At 29.3% G+C, this 18,532-nt stretch carries 14 protein-coding genes; 6 read left to right on the forward strand and 8 right to left on the reverse strand.

Translation table 11 applies throughout. The features are described 5' to 3' along the window. Nucleotides 1-15: 15 nt before the first annotated feature. From AVBRAN12642_RS01330 to putP, 5 genes are all read right to left on the reverse strand, one after another. Nucleotides 16-846 (reverse strand): hypothetical protein, encoded by an 831-nt coding sequence (locus AVBRAN12642_RS01330; protein ID WP_336607069.1) that lies wholly within the window; start codon nt 844-846, stop codon nt 16-18. Nucleotides 847-856: 10 nt separating this feature from the next. Next, entirely contained in the window at nt 857-2,800 is a 1,944-nt protein-coding gene (locus AVBRAN12642_RS01335) for a transglycosylase domain-containing protein (RefSeq protein ID WP_214150496.1), read from the reverse strand. 9 nt (nt 2,801-2,809) lie between these two features. Continuing rightward, nucleotides 2,810-3,268: a hypothetical protein gene (locus tag AVBRAN12642_RS01340; RefSeq protein WP_214117112.1), complete on the reverse strand. Its 459-nt coding sequence runs from the start codon at nt 3,266-3,268 to the stop codon at nt 2,810-2,812. Then, the gene (gene alaS, locus AVBRAN12642_RS01345; protein ID WP_336607070.1) at nt 3,262-5,802 is read right to left on the reverse strand and encodes an alanine--tRNA ligase; all 2,541 of its coding nucleotides are present in this window, start codon (nt 5,800-5,802) and stop codon (nt 3,262-3,264) included. The genes AVBRAN12642_RS01340 and alaS overlap by 7 nt, the downstream gene beginning before the upstream one ends. A gap of 71 nt (nt 5,803-5,873) precedes the next feature. Further along, a complete protein-coding gene (gene putP, locus AVBRAN12642_RS01350; RefSeq protein WP_214119815.1) occupies nt 5,874-7,394 on the reverse strand; it encodes a sodium/proline symporter PutP in 1,521 nt (506 codons plus the stop codon). 327 nt (nt 7,395-7,721) lie between these two features. Between putP and AVBRAN12642_RS01355 the strand changes: the two genes are divergently transcribed. The 6 genes from AVBRAN12642_RS01355 to AVBRAN12642_RS01380 all read left to right on the forward strand — a co-directional run bounded on the left by AVBRAN12642_RS01355 (nt 7,722) and on the right by AVBRAN12642_RS01380 (nt 14,344). Beyond that, nucleotides 7,722-8,813: a DegT/DnrJ/EryC1/StrS family aminotransferase gene (locus tag AVBRAN12642_RS01355; RefSeq protein WP_336607848.1), complete on the forward strand. Its 1,092-nt coding sequence runs from the start codon at nt 7,722-7,724 to the stop codon at nt 8,811-8,813. Next, nucleotides 8,814-9,932 carry a 5-methyltetrahydropteroyltriglutamate--homocysteine S-methyltransferase gene (locus AVBRAN12642_RS01360; RefSeq protein ID WP_336607849.1) on the forward strand — a complete coding sequence of 373 codons (1,119 nt, stop codon included), beginning with the start codon at nt 8,814-8,816 and terminating at the stop codon, nt 9,930-9,932. Beyond that, nucleotides 9,932-10,747: a Gfo/Idh/MocA family protein gene (locus AVBRAN12642_RS01365; protein ID WP_336607073.1), complete on the forward strand. Its 816-nt coding sequence runs from the start codon at nt 9,932-9,934 to the stop codon at nt 10,745-10,747. The genes AVBRAN12642_RS01360 and AVBRAN12642_RS01365 overlap by 1 nt, the downstream gene beginning before the upstream one ends. 88 nt (nt 10,748-10,835) lie before the next feature. Next, entirely contained in the window at nt 10,836-12,422 is a 1,587-nt protein-coding gene (gene serA, locus AVBRAN12642_RS01370) for a phosphoglycerate dehydrogenase (protein ID WP_214150537.1), read from the forward strand. Next, nucleotides 12,403-13,044, forward strand: coding sequence for a histidine phosphatase family protein (locus tag AVBRAN12642_RS01375; protein ID WP_214142703.1), 642 nt, complete (start codon nt 12,403-12,405; stop codon nt 13,042-13,044). The genes serA and AVBRAN12642_RS01375 overlap by 20 nt, the downstream gene beginning before the upstream one ends. Before the next feature lie 400 nt (nt 13,045-13,444). After that, on the forward strand, nt 13,445-14,344 hold the full coding sequence (locus AVBRAN12642_RS01380; RefSeq protein ID WP_214142702.1) for a LysR family transcriptional regulator: 900 nt from the start codon (nt 13,445-13,447) through the stop codon (nt 14,342-14,344). 9 nt (nt 14,345-14,353) lie between these two features. On the opposite strand, the gene sdhE is transcribed toward AVBRAN12642_RS01380, so the two are convergent. From sdhE to sdhA, 3 genes are read right to left on the reverse strand one after another with little or no spacing between them, the layout of a single operon-like run. Then, the gene (gene sdhE / locus AVBRAN12642_RS01385; protein ID WP_214142701.1) at nt 14,354-15,214 is read right to left on the reverse strand and encodes an 8-methylmenaquinol:fumarate reductase membrane anchor subunit; all 861 of its coding nucleotides are present in this window, start codon (nt 15,212-15,214) and stop codon (nt 14,354-14,356) included. A gap of 3 nt (nt 15,215-15,217) precedes the next feature. Continuing rightward, complete coding sequence (gene sdhB / locus AVBRAN12642_RS01390; protein ID WP_214117140.1) at nt 15,218-16,177, reverse strand: 8-methylmenaquinol:fumarate reductase iron-sulfur subunit; 960 nt, start codon at nt 16,175-16,177, stop codon at nt 15,218-15,220. Then, a complete protein-coding gene (gene sdhA / locus AVBRAN12642_RS01395; protein WP_336607074.1) occupies nt 16,177-18,021 on the reverse strand; it encodes an 8-methylmenaquinol:fumarate reductase flavoprotein subunit in 1,845 nt (614 codons plus the stop codon). Before sdhA ends, sdhB begins: the two co-directional genes overlap by 1 nt. Nucleotides 18,022-18,532: the final 511 nt, after the last annotated feature.

The following is an 18,532-nucleotide window of genomic DNA, read 5'->3' on the forward strand; positions in this document are numbered from 1 at the left end:
TAGAATTTAAAATACTTAGGAATTAAAATAACTTAAAATTTTTTCTTTGTTTAAAATAAATTCTTTATCAATCTCTGTCATTTTTAATTGTGAAAAATCAAATTCATCATAAGGAATTAAATTATCTTTAGTAGCTAAATGAATACGAGATTTTTTCATTAACGGAAAATGAAGACTTATTATATTTTCTGCTTTAATAAAATTAAAAAAGTTATAATTTAAAAATTCACAACCCATATCTTTATCAATGCAAAAATTAGTATCTTTATTTCTTAACAATAACCAATGGTCATCTCCTATTTTATAAAAATTCTTTAAAAAATATAATTTACCATCACTATAATGCATATTAAGAGCAGGCAAATAAATACTATCAATAATGCTTTTTGGTTGCATTAATACCTTTTTTAATGCAATTTCATTATAAATATGGTCACAATCAATTTTAATTAACCAATTATTAAGTGGAATTTTATCAAGAACAAAATTATAATAAGTATCCAATCTATACTCTTCTTTAATATCATTTAAATACATTGTCTTACTTGGAGGTATAACCTTATATGGATATTCAAATGCTATAAAATTTGGATTATTTTTACAAAATTGTTTAATTACTTCACTAGTTCCATCATCTTTACCAAATTCATCTAAGTGATAGCCTAGAACTCCTCTTGTAATACCCCCCCCCACTATTGTTTTTAGTGTTGCCTCTATTGTTTCTATTTCATTATAAACCCTTATAAAAGCATAAGGATTTATAGTTTTAATATCATTATTAAATAAAGATAAAATCTCATACTTTCTTTTAATACAACTTCTTAAAATTTTATTATATATTTTCATAATAACTTACCTAAAACATTAATCCATCTTCTTCTTGTTGTTTTAATATATCATTTCTACTTGCTTTTGGTAAAGGTGATTTGTCTGTATAAAACCAAGTTTTACCATCAATTACTCTTTTTTCAACGCCTTTTGGTATATCAAAAGTTCTTTTAATATTTGGATTTTCTGCTAAATATTTTTGCATAAAATATCTAAATACAGGAGCAGCCGTTCTAGCACCACCTTCATAATATTTCATAGGCTTATTATTATCATTACCATACCAAGTTATTACTTGAATACTAGGCGTAAAACCTACAAACCAAGCATCTATACTTTTATTTGATGTCCCTGTTTTTCCAGCTACTTCAAGTCCTGCAATTCTTGCTGCACCACCAGTTCCGGCTGCGACAACATTTTTCATCATATCAATCATTAAATAAGCTTGTTCAGGTTTTACAAATTCTTCTGCTTCTTTGGTTTTTAACTCAATTTCATTACCAAATTTATCAGTAACTTTTGTAATCAATCTAATAGGTTGTTTTGTTCCATAATTTGAAATAATGCTATAAAGTTCAGCGTAATTATAAGGACTAACCCCAAAAGAACCTAATCCTATTGATAAATCTTGTGGAACATTTGTAAAACCAAATTTAGTAATTGTTTGATGAACAAAACTAAGGCTAGTATCAAGTAATAAGTTAATTGTAGCTAGGTTTCTACTTTTTGTAAGTGCTTCTTTAAGAGTGATTAAACCATTAAAATCTTTTCCATAATTTTTAGGCTTCCAAATCATTTTCTTACCCTGTGCATCACGAGTTTCAAATACTCTTGCAATATCAGCAATCTCGCTAGCAGGTGAATAGCCAAGATTTAAAGCTGTAAGATATACAAATGGCTTAAAGCTTGAACCCACTTGGCGATTACTCATAGTAGCACGATTAAAATTACTTTTATAATAATCAACCCCGCCAACTAAAGCTAAAATATCCCCGCTACTAGGCTCTGTAACTATCATAGCTCCATTGATTTGATTTAAATCTATATCTTTATCTCTTTTGATAAGTTCATCATATCCAAACTTAATAGCTTCTTCAGCTATTTTTTGAGTATTCAAATCAACACTAAGTTCAACTCTATAACCACCTGTTTTAATGTCTTCAATTCCCATAGCTTGTAATTGTCTAATAGCTTCATCTATTACATAAGGAGCTTTATTTTGGGTTAAACTCTCATCATAAACAATCGGTTTTAAAGCTACATTTTGTTTATATTCAGCTTCACTAATCCAGCCTAAATCATACATTCTTTTTAAAACCGCATTAGCTCTTGAAAGCGATAAATCAATTCTTTTTGTAGGATCATATGTGCTAGGAGCTTTTGGTAAGCCAACTAGCATAGCCATTTCTTTAAGGCTAAGTTCGTTTAATTCCTTATGAAAATACCCAGCAGCAGCTGTTTTAATCCCATAATATCCATGCCCTAAAAATATAAAGTTTAAATATCTTTCTAATATTTGTTCTTTTGTTAGATTTTTTTCAATTTCATAACTAATTATTGCTTCATTTATTTTTCTTTTAATACTTTTTTCACTTGTTAAATAATGATTTTTCACAAGTTGTTGAGTAAGAGTTGAAGCACCTTCTGCTAAGCGACCTTTTTGAATATCTTTAATAATTGCTCTAAAAATAGCATCAATATTAATTCCTTCGTGTTCAAAAAAACTCGTATCTTCAATGGCAATTAATGCTTCAATTAGTCTTGGTGGAATTTCTTCAAATCTAGCATAAGCTCTATTTTCGTTAAAAACATTTGCAAGTAAAGTGCCATTTCTATCATAAAATTGAGTTGTAAGGTCTAAATCAAATTCCTTATAATCAATATCTTTATTTTCAACAACATTTAAAAAATATCCTAAAACAACACAGCCTAAAATTCCACAAACAGCTATAAAATAAATAATGTATTTCAAAAAATCTCCTTAAATCATAGTGCTAATGAGTAAAGCAAATAGCACACCAATACAAGAAATCAAAATATTTAATGGGATAAAATAATAAACAATTAAAGCTATTTTTTCATTACAAACCAATAATTTATTTTCTTTTTCTTTCTCACATAAAATAAATTGATAATAAATATATAATAAATTTAAAGTAGCAAAAGCATAAAGCGACCATTGTGTAGATGCTAAAGTATTAAACAATGGGTCAGAACTATTATTAATCATTACATATATAGCACTAAAAGCCATAACAGCCATTAAAACAAAAAACGCATAAAGCTGCTTTTTTAATATCCTTAGTGCTTTTTGTAAATTCTCTTCATCTTCACATAAATAAAAACCAGCATTTGCTCTAATGCCTAAATGAAGACCAATAAAGCAAATACCGGCTAATAAATGTATATAAGGTAAAACTAAGCTATCAAGCCCTAGCATATTACCTTCTTGATTTCATCTTTTGCTAAAGCTAAAGCTTCGTTAATTTTGCTAATATCTTTTGCACCTGCAGTAGCAAAATCATCTCTACCACCGCCATTTCCGCCTAAAAATTGAGCTACAATCTTAGCTAAATTTCCTGCTTTAACGCTAGTATTTTTTGAGCCAACCGCAATGTTTACTTTATCATCTTTGCAAGCGATTAAAACAATAACAGCTTTATCAAATTTATTTTTAAACTCATCTATACCAGCTTTAATATCAAGCCCGTTATATTCACTAACGCAAACATTAATGCCGTTAATAATCTCACTATTTAAATTATTAGTACCATTTTTTAAAGCGTCTTTTAGTTCTTTTATTTCATTTTTTAAATTCTCAAAACTCTTTAAAATATCATTTGTTTTTAGACTTTTTTTGATATTTTCAAATTCCGCAATCAAATTCCTTGAGTATTCTTTAGCAGCCTTACTTGCTATTGCTTCAATTCTTCTAACACCAGCACTTACTCCGCTTTCTTTTAATATTATAAAATCGCCAATTACTGAAGTATTGCTAACATGAGTTCCACCACAAAGCTCAATACTATCTCCTAAAGTCAATACCCTTACTTTATCGCCATATTTTGTATCAAAAAGCGCCATTGCACCGCATTTTTTTGCACTTTCAATATCAGTTATTTGAATAATTGAATTTGTAGCTTTATAAATCATATCATTTACAATATCACTAATTTGCTTTAGCTCATCTTCGTTTAATGCACGGGTAAAATTAAAATCAAATCTAATTCTATTAAAATCTACAAATGAACCTGCTTGAGTTGCATTTTCTCCTAAAACCTTTCTTAGTGCATAATGAAGCAAGTGAGTAGCACTATGATGTCTTGCGATTTCTGCTCTTCTTTCGGTATCAATTTTGATTAATAATTCATCATTTACATTAAAATCACCTACAATTTCAACTAAAGCTAAATTAATATCAAAAAATTTCTCAACTTCAAGCACATTTGCAACTAATTTATCATTTTTATAAATACTACCTAAATCGTAATTTTGCCCACCACTTGTTGCATAAAGTGGAGTTTTATCAAACATTAGCCAAGCTTTTTTGTTTTTAATTCCAATTTTAAATTCTTCATCTAAAACAGCTAATAATTTTGCTTTAATTTCAGTATTTTCATATCCAACGAACTCATTTACACCAAATTTATCTAATAATTCTTTAAAATCTCCGTGAGTTGCTTTATCCCCACTACCTTTCCAATTTGCTTTAGCTAATTCTCTTTGCTTAGCCATTAGTTCATTGAATTTGTCTTCATCAATTTTAAGATTTTTTTCTCTTAACATATCAAGAGTTAAATCAAGTGGAAAGCCATAAGTATCATATAATTTAAACGCAACTTCTCCACTAAAAACATTTTTAGTATTTTTAAGCTCTTCATTAAAAATACTCATTCCATTTTCAATAGTATTTAAAAATCTCTCTTCTTCGCTTAATAATTGCTCTTTTACAAAAGATTTTTTCTCATTTAAATATGTATAATGCTCTCCCATTAATTCACAAACAATATCTACTAATTTATACATAAATGCACTTTTAAATCCTAGTAAATATCCGTGTCTTAAAGCTCTTCTTACGATACGGCGTAAGACATATCCCCTACCTTCTTTATCAAATGTTACGCCTTGAGCTAGTAAAAATGTAGCTGAACGAATATGATCAGCAATTACTCTAAAACTAGCTCCACTTTTATATTCATATTTTAGGTTTGCTAAACTTGCGATTTTTTCAATTATTGGCATAAATAATGAGCTATCAAAATTGCTAAATTTTCCTTCTTTAATAGCACTTACACGCTCAAGTCCCATACCTGTATCAATGCTAGGTTTTGGTAGTTTTGTCATAGTTCCATCAGGGTGTTTTTCAAACTGCATAAAAACTAAATTCCAAATCTCAAGGAATCTATCTCCATCTCCACCCATATAATCTTCATCGCTTTTAAAATTTTCTTCACCTTGGTCGTAAAAAATCTCACTACAAGGACCACATGGACCAGTATCACCCATTTGCCAGAAATTATCTTTATCTCCAAATTTATAAATGCGTTCTTTTGCAATGTGTTTTTGCCACATATTATAAGCTTCATCATCGTTTTCATGAACGGTTACATAAAGCCTATCTTTAGGTAATTTTATAACCTCAGTTACAAATTCCCAAGCATACGCTATAGCTTGTTCTTTAAAATAATCACCAAAAGAGAAATTTCCTAACATTTCAAAAAATGTATGATGTCTTGCAGTATAACCAACATTATCTAAGTCATTGTGCTTTCCACCTGCACGAATACAAGTTTGACAGCTTGTTTTTCTAGGTGGATTTGGGCTTGGCACTTCACCTGTAAAAATACTCTTAAAAGGAACCATTCCTGCATTTGCAAAAAGCAAAGTCGCATCATCAGGCACAAGTGGGCTTGATGGGGTAATTTCATGACCTTTACTAGCAAAAAACTCTAAAAATTCTTTTCTTATATCCATTTTTATATCCTTGAAAATTTTTTAAATCATATCAAAAAGGTTTTAAACTAAAGATAATAAAGCTCTAATTTTTAGAGCTTTAATTTAGTTAGCATATCATCATAAGCTTTTTTTGTTCCTTGTCTTACTGGCTGTATTATTGAGCCTATTATTATAAATACTGAAGCTAGTAAAAATCCTGGTATTATTGAATAAAGTTCAAATATACCTTCTTTTGCAATATTAAAATAATCAATATGCTCCCACAAAATCACTCCTAAAGCACCAAAACTCATACCTAAAATCGCACCTAATCTACTCATATTTTTCCAAAATAAAGAAAAAATTATCACACTACCAAAAGAAGCACCAAAACCAGCCCAAGCATATCCAACAATATCAATAATGCTAGTATTTTTATCAGCAGAAATTATAAAAGCAACAATAGCAACAACCAAAACACTAAGTCTTGAAACTCTCATTACTATCTTAGCAGGAGCTCCTTTATTAAAAATTTTTCTATAAAAATCTTCTGCTAAAGTTGAGCTAGATACTAATAATTGCGAACTAGCTGTGCTCATAATCGCTGCTAAAATCGCACTTAATAAAATTCCAGAAATCCAAGGATTAAATAATAATTGGCTAGTTACTATAAAAATTCTATCCTTATCTAATAAGTCTATATTAAACTTATATAAATAAGCTATACCAATAAATCCTATTAAAATAGCTCCAATTAAGCTAATTACCATCCAAGAAATACCTACAAAAGTAGCAATTGGAATGTCTTTTGTGCTTTTTATAGATATAAACCTTACTATTATGTGTGGCTGACCAAAATACCCAAGTCCCCAAGCTAAAGAACTAATTATCCCTACTAAAGTTAGATTTTTACTCATAGAAATATAATCTTTTTGACTTTCTTCTCCAAGCTTAATTATTATATTAATAGCTTCGCTAAATCCGCCTATTTCATTAATCATAACCAATGGAACAATAATTAAAGCTCCCATCATCAATAAGCCTTGTATCAAATCAGTCCAACAAACTGCTTTATATCCGCCAACGAAAGTATAAACAACTATTAATATAGTTCCTGTAATTACTGCTTGTTCATATTTAACTGAAAATAATTCTTCAAAAAGCTTTCCACCAGCTACTAAACCACTAGATATATAAATGGTAAAAAATATTAAAATCACAATAGCGCAAATTATTCTTAAGGTATGACTATCATCGCTAAATCTAGTCTCAAAATAATCAGGAATCGTTATACAATCTTTTCTAACATCAGTATAAATTCTAAGCCTTTTAGCAACAAACATCCAATTAATTAAAGCACCAATACTAAGCCCTATTGCTATATAAGTTTTACCTAAGCCATATAATAAAACAGCCCCTGGTAATCCCATAAGAAGCCAACCACTCATATCAGACGCTCCAGCACTAAGTGCTGATACTATAGGACCCATACCTTTATCGCCTATAAAATAATCTTCTGAAGTTTTATTTTTCTTCCAAAAATAAAACCCAATTCCTAGCATTAATACGCTATAGAATACAAAATCTAAAATTATTGGCAAACTAATTTGCACCTTTTCTAATTCATTCATTTTTATCCTTTTATATAGACTAACTTTTAAAACTCTAGCACCTAAATTCCAATAATAATAAAATACTATAAAATAAGATTATTTAATAATTCAAATATTTTATTAATAAATAGATTTATTACTAGCTATAGTTTTTGAGTATTTGCTACTTGTTTATAAATAAAAGCTTTTAAATATCCTATTTTATCACATTCAATATCATTTTAAATAATTTTTATAAATTTATATTTTAAAAAAGCTTATTATAAAGATTACAATAAAGCCTTAAATAATTATGTATTAAATGAAAGCAAATACAATTAGCCTTTTATTTTTTAAGGATAATCAATGTTAGCATTCTGTGATTTAAAATCTCAATATTTAAAATATAAAAACGAAATAGATGAAAGAATTCAAAATATATTAAATAATACAAGTTTTATAGGTGGTAATGAAGTTGCTTTGCTTGAAAGTAATCTAGCAAATTATACAAAAGCAAAATACGCATATTCTTGCTCAAACGGAACTACGGCTTTATATGTAGCATTAAAAGCTTTAGGGATTAAAGAAGGTGATGAGATAATTACAACTCCTTTTACTTTCATTGCAAGTTCTGAAATGATAGCTTTAATTAAAGCTAAACCTGTTTTTGTTGATATAAGCGAAGTAGATTATAACCTTGATATAAGCAAAATTGAAAGCCTAATTACACCTAAGACTAAGGCTATTTTGGCAGTTTCAATTTTTGGTCAAATGCCTGATTTAAATTCCATAAAAAATATATGTAAAAAACATAATTTATACTTGATTGAAGATGCAGCTCAAAGCTTTGGTGCAAAAGATGATTTAGGCAATATCTCTTGTAATATTGCTGATATTAGCACGACAAGTTTTTTCCCTTCAAAACCGCTTGGGTGTTATGGAGATGGTGGGGCTATCTTTACAAATAGCGATGAATTAGCAAAAAAAGTAAAATTACTTATAAATCACGGAAGCGAAATGAGATATAAACACGAAATAATAGGCTTAAATGCAAGACTTGATAGCATACAAGCTGCAGTTTTAAATGTAAAATTAAAATATTTTGATGAAGAAATTGCTAAAAGAAACGAAATTGCTAACATTTATACAAAAAACCTTAAAAACTGCATTACACCTAAGGTAAAATCAGGATATAAGAGTGTTTGGGCTCAATATAGCGTAAGGGTTAAAAATAGAGATTTAGTAGTAAAAAAACTAAGTGAAAACAATATCCCAACCGCAATTCATTATCCAATAGCACTATATTCGCAACCTTGCTTTAAATATTTAGATTATAAAGCAAGCGATTTTGAAGTATGCGAAAATGTAACAAACGAGATTTTATCTTTGCCATTTTCTGCATTTTTAGATACACTAGACCAAGAAAAAATCATTGAAATTTTTAATAAAGGAGAATAAATGAGAAGATTAGATCAAGTAGGTTCGTTCTTAAGACCAGCTAAATTAAAAGCTGCAAGAAGTGATTATGCAAACGCAAAAATCAGTAAAGACGAATTAAGAGCTATTGAAGATGAGTGCATAAAAGAACTACTCATTGAGTGTGATAAAAACAATGTTTATTATCTAAGTGATGGAGAATTTAGACGCTCTTGGTGGCATTTAGATTTTTATTGGGGATTTAGTGGAATTAGCAAAATTATTAAAGAAAAAGGCTATGTTTTTAAAGGTATAGAAACAAGAGCTGAAGGTATTAAAATAACTAATAAAATAGAATGTAAAGACCATCCTTTCTTAAAAGATTTTGCAAGTTTAGTAAAGATTTCAAAAGAATTAGGCATTGATACAAATCGCTTAAAATTAACAATTCCTAGCCCATCAATGCTTTTATATATGTTATTTATCCGTGGTGGATTTAATGTAGAATTTGAATACTACGGAAAAGATTATGCAAAATTAAAAGAAGATATTTTAAAAGCCTATGCTGATTTTTATTTAGAATTTGAAAAATTAGGCGGAGTTTATTTACAACTTGATGATGTTAGCTTTGGCTCGTTTTGTGATGAAGATTTTAGAGCAAATCTAATCAAAAATAACTATAACGCCGATGATTGCACTAAAGAATATGTAGAGTATTTAAACAAAAGCCTAGCAACTATGCCAAAAACAATCACAAGTGCAATACATATATGCAGGGGTAATTATAGAAGCCATTTTAGTGCTAGTGGTGGATATAGCAAGGTTGCTAGCGAATTATTTGCAAATCTTAATATAAATAAATTCTTTTTAGAATTTGATGATGATAGGTCAGGAGATTTTGAACCATTAAAATATATTAAAAATCAAATAGTAGTAATTGGGCTTTTGACTACTAAAACTAAGGAAAATCCAAGTATTCAAACTCTAATTAAAAGAGCAAAAGAAGCAGCTAATTTCTTAGATATAAAACAAATTGAGTTTAGCACTCAATGTGGTTTTAGCTCTACAGAAGAAGGCAATGAAATTGATATGAATACTCAGTGGGAAAAAATCGCACTTTTAAATGAATTAAATAATACTTTAGATAAAGAAGGCTTTTAATGAATATAGCATTAATAGGTCTTGGTGTAATGGGTAAAAACCACTACACCGAACTTTGTAAAAAGGATATAAATTTATATTGCTTTGATTTAATTAAGCCTGATTGGATTGATGATAATAAGTATTTTTCTAATTTAGATGAATTATTAAAAAATGATATTGATGGAGCGATAATAGTTGTTCCGACTAAATATCATTATGAAGTATTTTCTAAGATTAAAGATAAAATCAATTTTATTCTAATAGAAAAACCATTATCATTTAGCCTTGATGAAGCTTTAGCTATTAAAAATAGCGGAGTAAATGTAGCAGTTGGCTTTTGCGAGAGATTTAACCCTGTAAGTCTTGAGTTTTTAAAACATATCAAAAACGAAGAAATAAAGTATGCAAGTTTTATAAGAGCGTCTAAAAAACCAGCTAGAATTAGTGATGTTGGGGTTGATTTAGACCTTTGTGTGCATGATTTGGATTTAGCAAATTTCTTTGGGATAAAGGCTAGTTTTAAAATAAATCGCACAAATAATCCTTGCACGCAAATTAAACTAAATTCTAATAATCTTGATATTTTAGCTTCTTGGGAATTTAATAGCAAGATTAGAAAAGCCTTTATAAATACAAATGTATCAAGCTATGAATTAGACTTTTTAAACTCAAAATTAATTAAAGATGAAACTACAATAACACTTCAAGCTCGTTCAAGCTTAGCAAAAGAGCAAGATGAGTTTATTAATTATATCAAGACAAATGATTTAGGGCTTTTAGCAAGTGTTGATGATGCTATTTATACTCAAGAAATTCTAAAGAATTTGAATTAAGATATTAAAAATACCGACTTAAAACAAATTAATTAATCAATCCTTTAAAATAATTGCTAGAATAAAGCTTTTATTTAAAGGAGAGTAGATGAACAAGATTTTGGTTTTAGATGGAGTTAGCGATTTAGCTACTAAAATTTTAGAAAAAGATTGTAAAGTAAGTGAATATCCTAAAATTAGCGAAGAAGAATTGCTAAAAATAATTGGTGATTATGATGCAGTTATTTTAAGAAGCGCTACAAAAATTACAGAAAAAGTATTAGAACACGCTCATAGATTAAAAGTAATTGGTAGAGCTGGAGTTGGTGTAGATAATATAGATATAAAAGCAGCTACAAAAAAAGGAATAATAGTAGTAAATGCACCAAATGGTAATACAAACGCAGCTACAGAACATACTTTTGCACTAATGTTAAGCCTTGCTAGAATGATACCTAACGCACATGCTAGCGTTGTAAATGGTATATGGGATAGAAAAAGCTTTTTAGGACTTGAATTAAAAGATAAAACTTTAGGGGTTTTAGGTTTAGGCAGAATTGGTGCTGGTGTTGCTAGTAGAGCACAAGCATTTGGTATGAAAGTAATTGCATATGATCCATATCTTAGCAACGAAAGAGCTATTCATTTACAAGTTAAAAAATGTGAATTAGATGAAGTTTATGCTGAAGCTGATTTTATTACACTACACCTTCCATTAACAGATGAAACAAAAGAAATGATAAATAAAAATAGCATAGCTAAAATGAAAAAAGGTGTAAGAATTATAAATGCAGCAAGGGGTGAATGTATTAATCTTGATGATTTAACAAATGCTTTAAAAAATGGAGATATTGCAGGAGCTGCTCTTGATGTTTTTGCTAATGAGCCATTAGGAAACCACGAGATTACAACTTTAAAAAATGTGGTTTTAACACCGCATTTAGGTGCATCTACAATAGAAGCTCAAGAAGGAGTTGCAGTTGATGTGGCAATTGCTATTAAAGAAGCGTTAAATGGTCAAATGGTTGCTAGTGCTTTAAATGCTGTGCCAGTTAGCCCTGAAATGCTAAATAAAATTAAGCCTTATTTTAATCTAGTAAAAGCATTAGGATTTATTGCATGTGAAGTTAGCAATTCAGCAATTAAACAAGTTTTCATTGAATATTCAAATGCCTTTAAAGAGCTTGATACTAGAGCTTTAAGCCAAGTAATGTTATGTGGATTATTAAATTCTATATTGCAAGAAAAAGTAAATATGGTTAATGCACCAATTCTAGCTCAAAATAGAGGAATAAGCTTAATTGAGCAAAAAAGTGATGAAGTAAATAATCAAATAAAAGTAAAAATAGTAAGCGAATTAGGTGAGCACGAAATAAGAGGAGCTTTAATGAGCGATAAGAGTGCTTATGTTAGTGGTATTGATGAATATGATATTAAATTTGAACCAAGTGGAGTATTATTATTAGTGCCACACGATAATGTGCCTGGTATGATAGGACAAATTGGAACTATTTTAGGCGAAGCAGGAATAAATATTTTAAGTATGCAAGTTAGCAAAACAAATACAAGTGGTGAAAACATAATGGCAATTAGCATTAATAAAAAACCATTAAAAACAGATTATAAAAAACTTTGTGAATTAGCTGGAGTTCATGGAGTTAAGATAATTGATTGCAGTGAGATTTGCGATGATTAATCTAATATTACTTAGACACGGGCAAACTAATTGGAATAAAGAAGGTAGATATCAAGGTCAAATTGATACTGATTTAAGTGATTTAGGCAAGGAACAAGCTAAGAAATTAGCCCTTGCTTTAAAAAATATACAAATTGATTTTTTTATAGCAAGTCCTTTAAAAAGAGCTTATGAAACAGCTTGTGAAAGTGCTAAATTTCACAATAAAGAAGTTTTAAAAGATGAAAGATTATTAGAGATAAATCACGGAACTTGGGAAGGTAGATTATCAAGTGAAATAGAACAAGATTTATTAAAAAAATGGAAGCAAACCCCACATTTAGTAAAAATGCCTAATGGAGAAAGCTTAGAAGATATTTTAAATAGAGTAAAACTTGCAATAAACGATTATATTACAAAATACGATGGAAAAACAATTGCAGTTTTCGCTCACGATGCAGTAAATAAGGTAATCATTTCTCATTTATTAAATGCACCACTTAGCTCATTTTGGAACATTACTCAAGATAATACCTGTATTAATGTCCTTGAAATATCTAATGATTTAGCAAAAATAATAACCTTAAATAACACCAATCATTTAGGATATTTATATTCTAAAGAAATTCAATTAGGTTTATAATGCTTGTTTAAATTCTTATTTTGATTTTTACAAAATAAGAATTTAAAATCATTGCTTTACTAAATAATTCATCTTTAAAAATTATATAAATTTGTATAATATGAAAACCATAAAATACAGCTTCAATTTGCTTTACAATATTCTTACAAGATATATTAATCTAAAGCAGAATTTGTTGTAATGTCAATATTATTTAGCATATTATTTTTGCTATTTTACTTATATTCAGGTATTACCCACGCTAGAATAATCATTTTTACCTTGTTTTAAAATCTTATAATAAATATTATCTATTTAAATTTTAAAAGTAAAAAATTTTATAAAGCTATTTTTTATTTTATTACCAAATAACATATAAAATATTTATATGAAAAATAAAGAATTTAAATTAGGATAAAAGATGAATTTTAGACATATGCAACTATTTTTAAAAGTAGCAAAATTGCAAAGCTTTACAAAGGCTGCAAATGAGCTTAAAATACCGCAACCATCATTATCTCAAAGTATTTTTGCATTAGAAAATGAGCTAAAAACCACGCTTTTTAATAGAAGCACAAATCCAATATCTTTAACCGAAGCAGGAGAAATATATTTAAAAAAAGCAAATCTAATAAAAGATATGATAGCAGAGCTTGATACTGAAATTTCAGCACTAAACAATGCCAAAACTGGCAAAATTCGTATAGCATTCTTACAAAATGGCTATAATATGATTCCAAATCTCTTGCCACAATTTTGCAAGCGTTTTAGTGATGCTGATATTAAAATTTCTCAAATCTTTTCAACGCTTAAAATCAAACAAATGATTTATGATGATGAAATTGACCTTGGAATGCTAGTGTTACCACTTGATATAAAATATTTAAAATATGAAATAATAAAAAGCAGCAATGTTTTTCTAGCACTACCATCTTTACACGAATTATCTTTAAAATATAAAAATAAAGAATTGCCAGAAATATCAATCAAAGAACTAAAAAATGAGAAATTTATTCTGCCAAAATCTTCTCAAAGAAGTAGATTAGATATTGATTTAATGTTTAAAAACAATGAATTTATTCCTAAAATTTTATGCGAAACTGAGACTTTTGATATTGCAAATTCAATAGTAGCAAGTGGTGTTGGTGCTACTTTTACTATTAGCGAATTAATAAAAGATGATAAAAAAGATAAAATAAAATTATTCAATATAAAGGATAATAATTTAATTAAAACATTAGTTATAGCTTATAAAAAAGATAAAAAACTCTCACATTTAGAGCTTGAGTTTATAAAAATGGCAAAAGAATTAGGGGCTTAGCCCCTAAAATTATGCTAATTTTGTAGCATCAATTATATTTAAATCAAGTCCTAATTGCTCGTTGCTAAGACCAAGTGCTAATCCTACTAATTGAGAAAGATGAATTATTGGCTTTCTAATTTCAGAACCCATTGCATCTTGATAGCGTTCTTGGTAAATATCAAGCTGCATTTGGCAAAGCGGACAAGGTGTAACAACGCAATCAGCACCATTTTTATCAGCACTACCAACAATTTGAGATGACATTTTTTGCACCGATTTTACTGCTGGATAACTAGCGTGAAAACCACAGCAATCTAAGCGTTTTTCAAATGGAACTATTGTCGCACCAAGCGCACTAACTACAGCTTCAAAGCTTTTTGGATTAGTTGAACTTTCTTTTGCGTTATATGATTTTTCAGGGCGAATACTATGACAACCATAAAATAAAGCTACTTTTAGATTTGAAAGTGGCTTAACAACTTTTGATTTTAAGGTATCTAAATTCTCATACAAAATCCATAAAAGGCTTGTTATTTCATTATTTCCTTGATATTTCATATTACCTTTTGCTAAATATTCATTTATGCGGTCTTTTGCACCTTTATCTAAAGCAGTTTTTGCACGAGTTAAAGTTAACATACAAGTGCTACAGGTTGTTAGCATTGGCATATTCATATTCTCAGCTAATGCTATATTTCTAGCATTTGCTACAAGTGCTGCTATTGGGTCTACATCTTGTGCTTGAGATGCACCACAGCAACTCCAACCCTTAATCTCGTGTAAAGTTATACCTAGTATTGGAGCTATTGCTTCTAATGACATTTTTGATTCTTTAGCTGCTTGACTTAAAACACAGCCAGGGAAAAAAGCGAAATCTTTTTGTTGCATAACTTACTCCTTATTAGCAGCTCTAGCTGCTTCAATCATTTTTACTAAATCTTCATGACCTTCAATTTCTTCATCACCAAAAATATGTAATGGATTCATCTTACCTGCTTTCATTAGATTGTATGCAATATCTATTTTTGTAGTATTTGCTAAAACACCTTCAGAGCGAAGTGCTAAATAAATCTCATTTAATCTACCTGTATCTTCTAAGTCTTTTAAGAATGCTTCTGCGTGAGCTGGTCCTGTGCCATCTTTTAAACCTTTTTTCATAGCCATTACTCTTAGCATTGCTATATCATCAGCAGCACTAATTCCTTTAGGACAGCGGTCAGCACACTCTTGACAATGAACGCACATCCAAAGACCATTTGCAATAGATGGTTTTAAGTGTTTTAAAGCATCTTTTGAGCGTGAATCATAAGCAGCACGAAATGCGTGAGTAAATACAAATGGTTCCATATAATCACTTGAATCAGCTTCAAGTTTATTACATTCACTAGCACAACAACCACATAAAATACAATCCCATTGTTTTTTAATAGCATCAACTTCAGCTTGAGTTTGCACGCAACCTTTTTTATCAGAAAATGCTTCTTTTGGTGTTATAGTTGGTTTTATTTTTCTTAAATTCTCAATGCTTGGCTCCCAATCTACAACTAAATCCGAAAGAACTTTAAAATTTGCCAAAGGAGAGATTTTTAAGCTTTCAGGATTGTCATATTCTTTTAATAAATCATCCATTTTAGTATCACAAGCAAGGTATGAATGCCCATTCACACGCACACCACAAGCACCACAAATCGCCATACGACAAGCCGAAGTAAAATTTAGTGAAATATCTTGAGTGCGTTTTATATGTTGTAATAAGGCTAAAAGCGTTTTTCCCTTTACTTCATCTATACTTAAATCATATGCTTGAACAAATTTATCAACTCCATTAAAGCGGTCAATTAAAATTTTCATTAGTATTTCCTTTCTTCAGGTTTAAATTCTGTAATAACTACATCTTTATAACTAAGGCTTAATTTGTCATCTTTTAAAGTAACAAGGCTATGTTTTAAGAAATTCTCATCATCTCTTGTTGGATAATCTTCTCTAGTATGAGCCCCACGGCTTTCTTTTCTGTTTAATGCACCAAGACAAGCACATCTTGCTAAAAGAATGAGATTTCCAAATTCTAAATACTCAATTAAAGCGGTGTTATAGAACATATTTGGATTTGAGATTTTAAGATTATTATATTTAGCCCAAATCTCATCTAGGATTTTTATATGTTTTTCAAGCTTTTCTCCTGTTCTATAAATTCCCATATTATCCCAGTTGTATTGTCCAAATTCTTCTCTTAAATCATAAAGCTCGTTAGGTTTTGAATTGCCACTTGTTATATCTTTTAGCTTAATTCTCCATTTTTGAGCTAATTCTTCAGCGTGTTTGCCAGAGCCATAATTTTGTCTTTTACTTGCATACTCACCTGCACCCTCACCTGCAAGTTTACCTGTAACTGCCGCATCAGCTAAGCTATTTCCACCTAGACGATTTGCTCCGTGAATTGAAGCACAACTTGTCTCACCTGCAGCAAAAAGTCCTGCTAAATGAGTACTCATATCATCAAATTTTGCAATTTCTATACCACCCATTGAATAGTGTGCTGTTGGACGAATTTTAATTGGTTCTTTTACTAAATCTATACCTTCAAATAAAAGTCCAATATGACGAATTTGTGGTAATTCATTCATAATTTGTTCTTCACCTAAATGTGTAACATCTAAAAGAACATAAGAACCCATTCCTTCTCCAAATCCATTACCTAAACGAATTTCACTTTCAATTGAACGAGAAACAATATCTCTTGGAGCAAGCTCAAGGCGATTTGAGTATTTACTCATAAAGCGTTCGCCTTTATTATTAATTAATTTTCCACCAAGACCTCTTGCCGCTTCAGTAATTAATGCACCACCATTTCTAACTCCTGTTGGGTGAAATTGAAGCATTTCAGGGTCTTTAAACGCAAGTCCAGCTCTAAGTGCTGCAGCAATTCCATCTCCACTAGCATTAAATGGGGTTGAAGTGCGGTTATAGAACACACGAGTATAACCACCTGTTGCTAGAACTACTGATTTTGCTAATACAGGCACTACATCTCCTGTTTGCATATTTAAAAGAACTACACCTTCGCACTCATTATTATCAATCGCAATATCAAGTAAGTAATGGTCAAGCAAGAAATTAACACCATTTGTAATGGCTTCATCAAGACAGGTGTGCATCATAATAGAGCCTGTTTTATCGGCTGCATAATTACAGCGTTCATATTTTGCACCACCAGCAAAACGCCTTGCAACCGTTTTATCTTTTTGTCTATTAAAAGGCATTCCTGCATAATCAAGTTCGTGAATTGCTTCGGTAGCCTTTTGTGCAAATTTAATAATTACATCTTGATCGCCTAAAAAATCACTACCTTTAACAGTATCATATGCGTGTAATTTGTTTGAGTCACCATTTTCAAAATCAATCACACCATTAATCCCACCTTCAGCCATACAGGTTGCATTTCGTGATGGCATACCTTTATTAACTACTACAACATTTAAATTTGGGTGATTTTTTCTAACCGCAACAGCAGCTCTAAGACCAGCACCACCAGAGCCGATAACTAAAACATCTACGCTTGGTAGTGAGGTATTTTTACCACTTTTTTTAAGCTCACTTGCCATAATTGATACAGGGCTTGTGCTAGCTGCTACTGCACCAACACCAATAGTAGCTGATTTTATGAAATCTCGCCTATTGAATTTTTCTTCATTCATATAAAACTCCTTTAAATAAGAATTTTGGTATTAATCTTTATTTTTTTCTTAAAATAAAAAATTAATAGCAAAATATTATTCTAAATTACATTATAAGTCAAATATTATTTTTTTTATAATCTCATAAGATAAAAATTATAATATATAAAAAATCACGATTTTATGGTATTTTGAATTAGAGAATTTGTAATAAAATTAATATAAAAAATAAAATATCATCAATATTTATTAGTAATAAACTTATAAAAAGTTTCTTTTTTAATATTTTAATAATTAATAATTTTTCACATTGCTTATAAATCTATAGTATAAATTTACTAATATTTTAAATATTTAATTTGCCTTTATTTACGCTAATTTTGAATATATACTATTAAGCTTTAAATAGGCAAATTAACACCATTTAAGTAATTACTTTAATTTATAATAATTAGATGATATTTTTATATATTCTTAAAAAATAATTTTAATTTTTGAGTATAAAACTATGAAAGTGTTTTAATGCTTTTAT

This window comes from Campylobacter sp. RM12642 (genome assembly GCF_020137635.1).
Classification (GTDB): Bacteria; Campylobacterota; Campylobacteria; order Campylobacterales; family Campylobacteraceae; genus Campylobacter_E.

Coding starts and splice junctions, on each gene's coding strand:
- AVBRAN12642_RS01330 (WP_336607069.1), bottom strand. CDS start 846: ATGAAAATATATAATAAAATTTTAAGAAGTTGTATTAAAAGAAAGTAT.
- AVBRAN12642_RS01340 (WP_214117112.1), bottom strand. CDS start 3,268: ATGCTAGGGCTTGATAGCTTAGTTTTACCTTATATACATTTATTAGCC.
- alaS (WP_336607070.1), bottom strand. CDS start 5,802: ATGGATATAAGAAAAGAATTTTTAGAGTTTTTTGCTAGTAAAGGTCAT.
- putP (WP_214119815.1), bottom strand. CDS start 7,394: ATGAATGAATTAGAAAAGGTGCAAATTAGTTTGCCAATAATTTTAGAT.
- AVBRAN12642_RS01355 (WP_336607848.1), top strand. CDS start 7,722: ATGTTAGCATTCTGTGATTTAAAATCTCAATATTTAAAATATAAAAAC.
- AVBRAN12642_RS01360 (WP_336607849.1), top strand. CDS start 8,814: ATGAGAAGATTAGATCAAGTAGGTTCGTTCTTAAGACCAGCTAAATTA.
- AVBRAN12642_RS01365 (WP_336607073.1), top strand. CDS start 9,932: ATGAATATAGCATTAATAGGTCTTGGTGTAATGGGTAAAAACCACTAC.
- serA (WP_214150537.1), top strand. CDS start 10,836: ATGAACAAGATTTTGGTTTTAGATGGAGTTAGCGATTTAGCTACTAAA.
- AVBRAN12642_RS01380 (WP_214142702.1), top strand. CDS start 13,445: ATGAATTTTAGACATATGCAACTATTTTTAAAAGTAGCAAAATTGCAA.
- sdhE (WP_214142701.1), bottom strand. CDS start 15,214: ATGCAACAAAAAGATTTCGCTTTTTTCCCTGGCTGTGTTTTAAGTCAA.
- sdhB (WP_214117140.1), bottom strand. CDS start 16,177: ATGAAAATTTTAATTGACCGCTTTAATGGAGTTGATAAATTTGTTCAA.
- sdhA (WP_336607074.1), bottom strand. CDS start 18,021: ATGAATGAAGAAAAATTCAATAGGCGAGATTTCATAAAATCAGCTACT.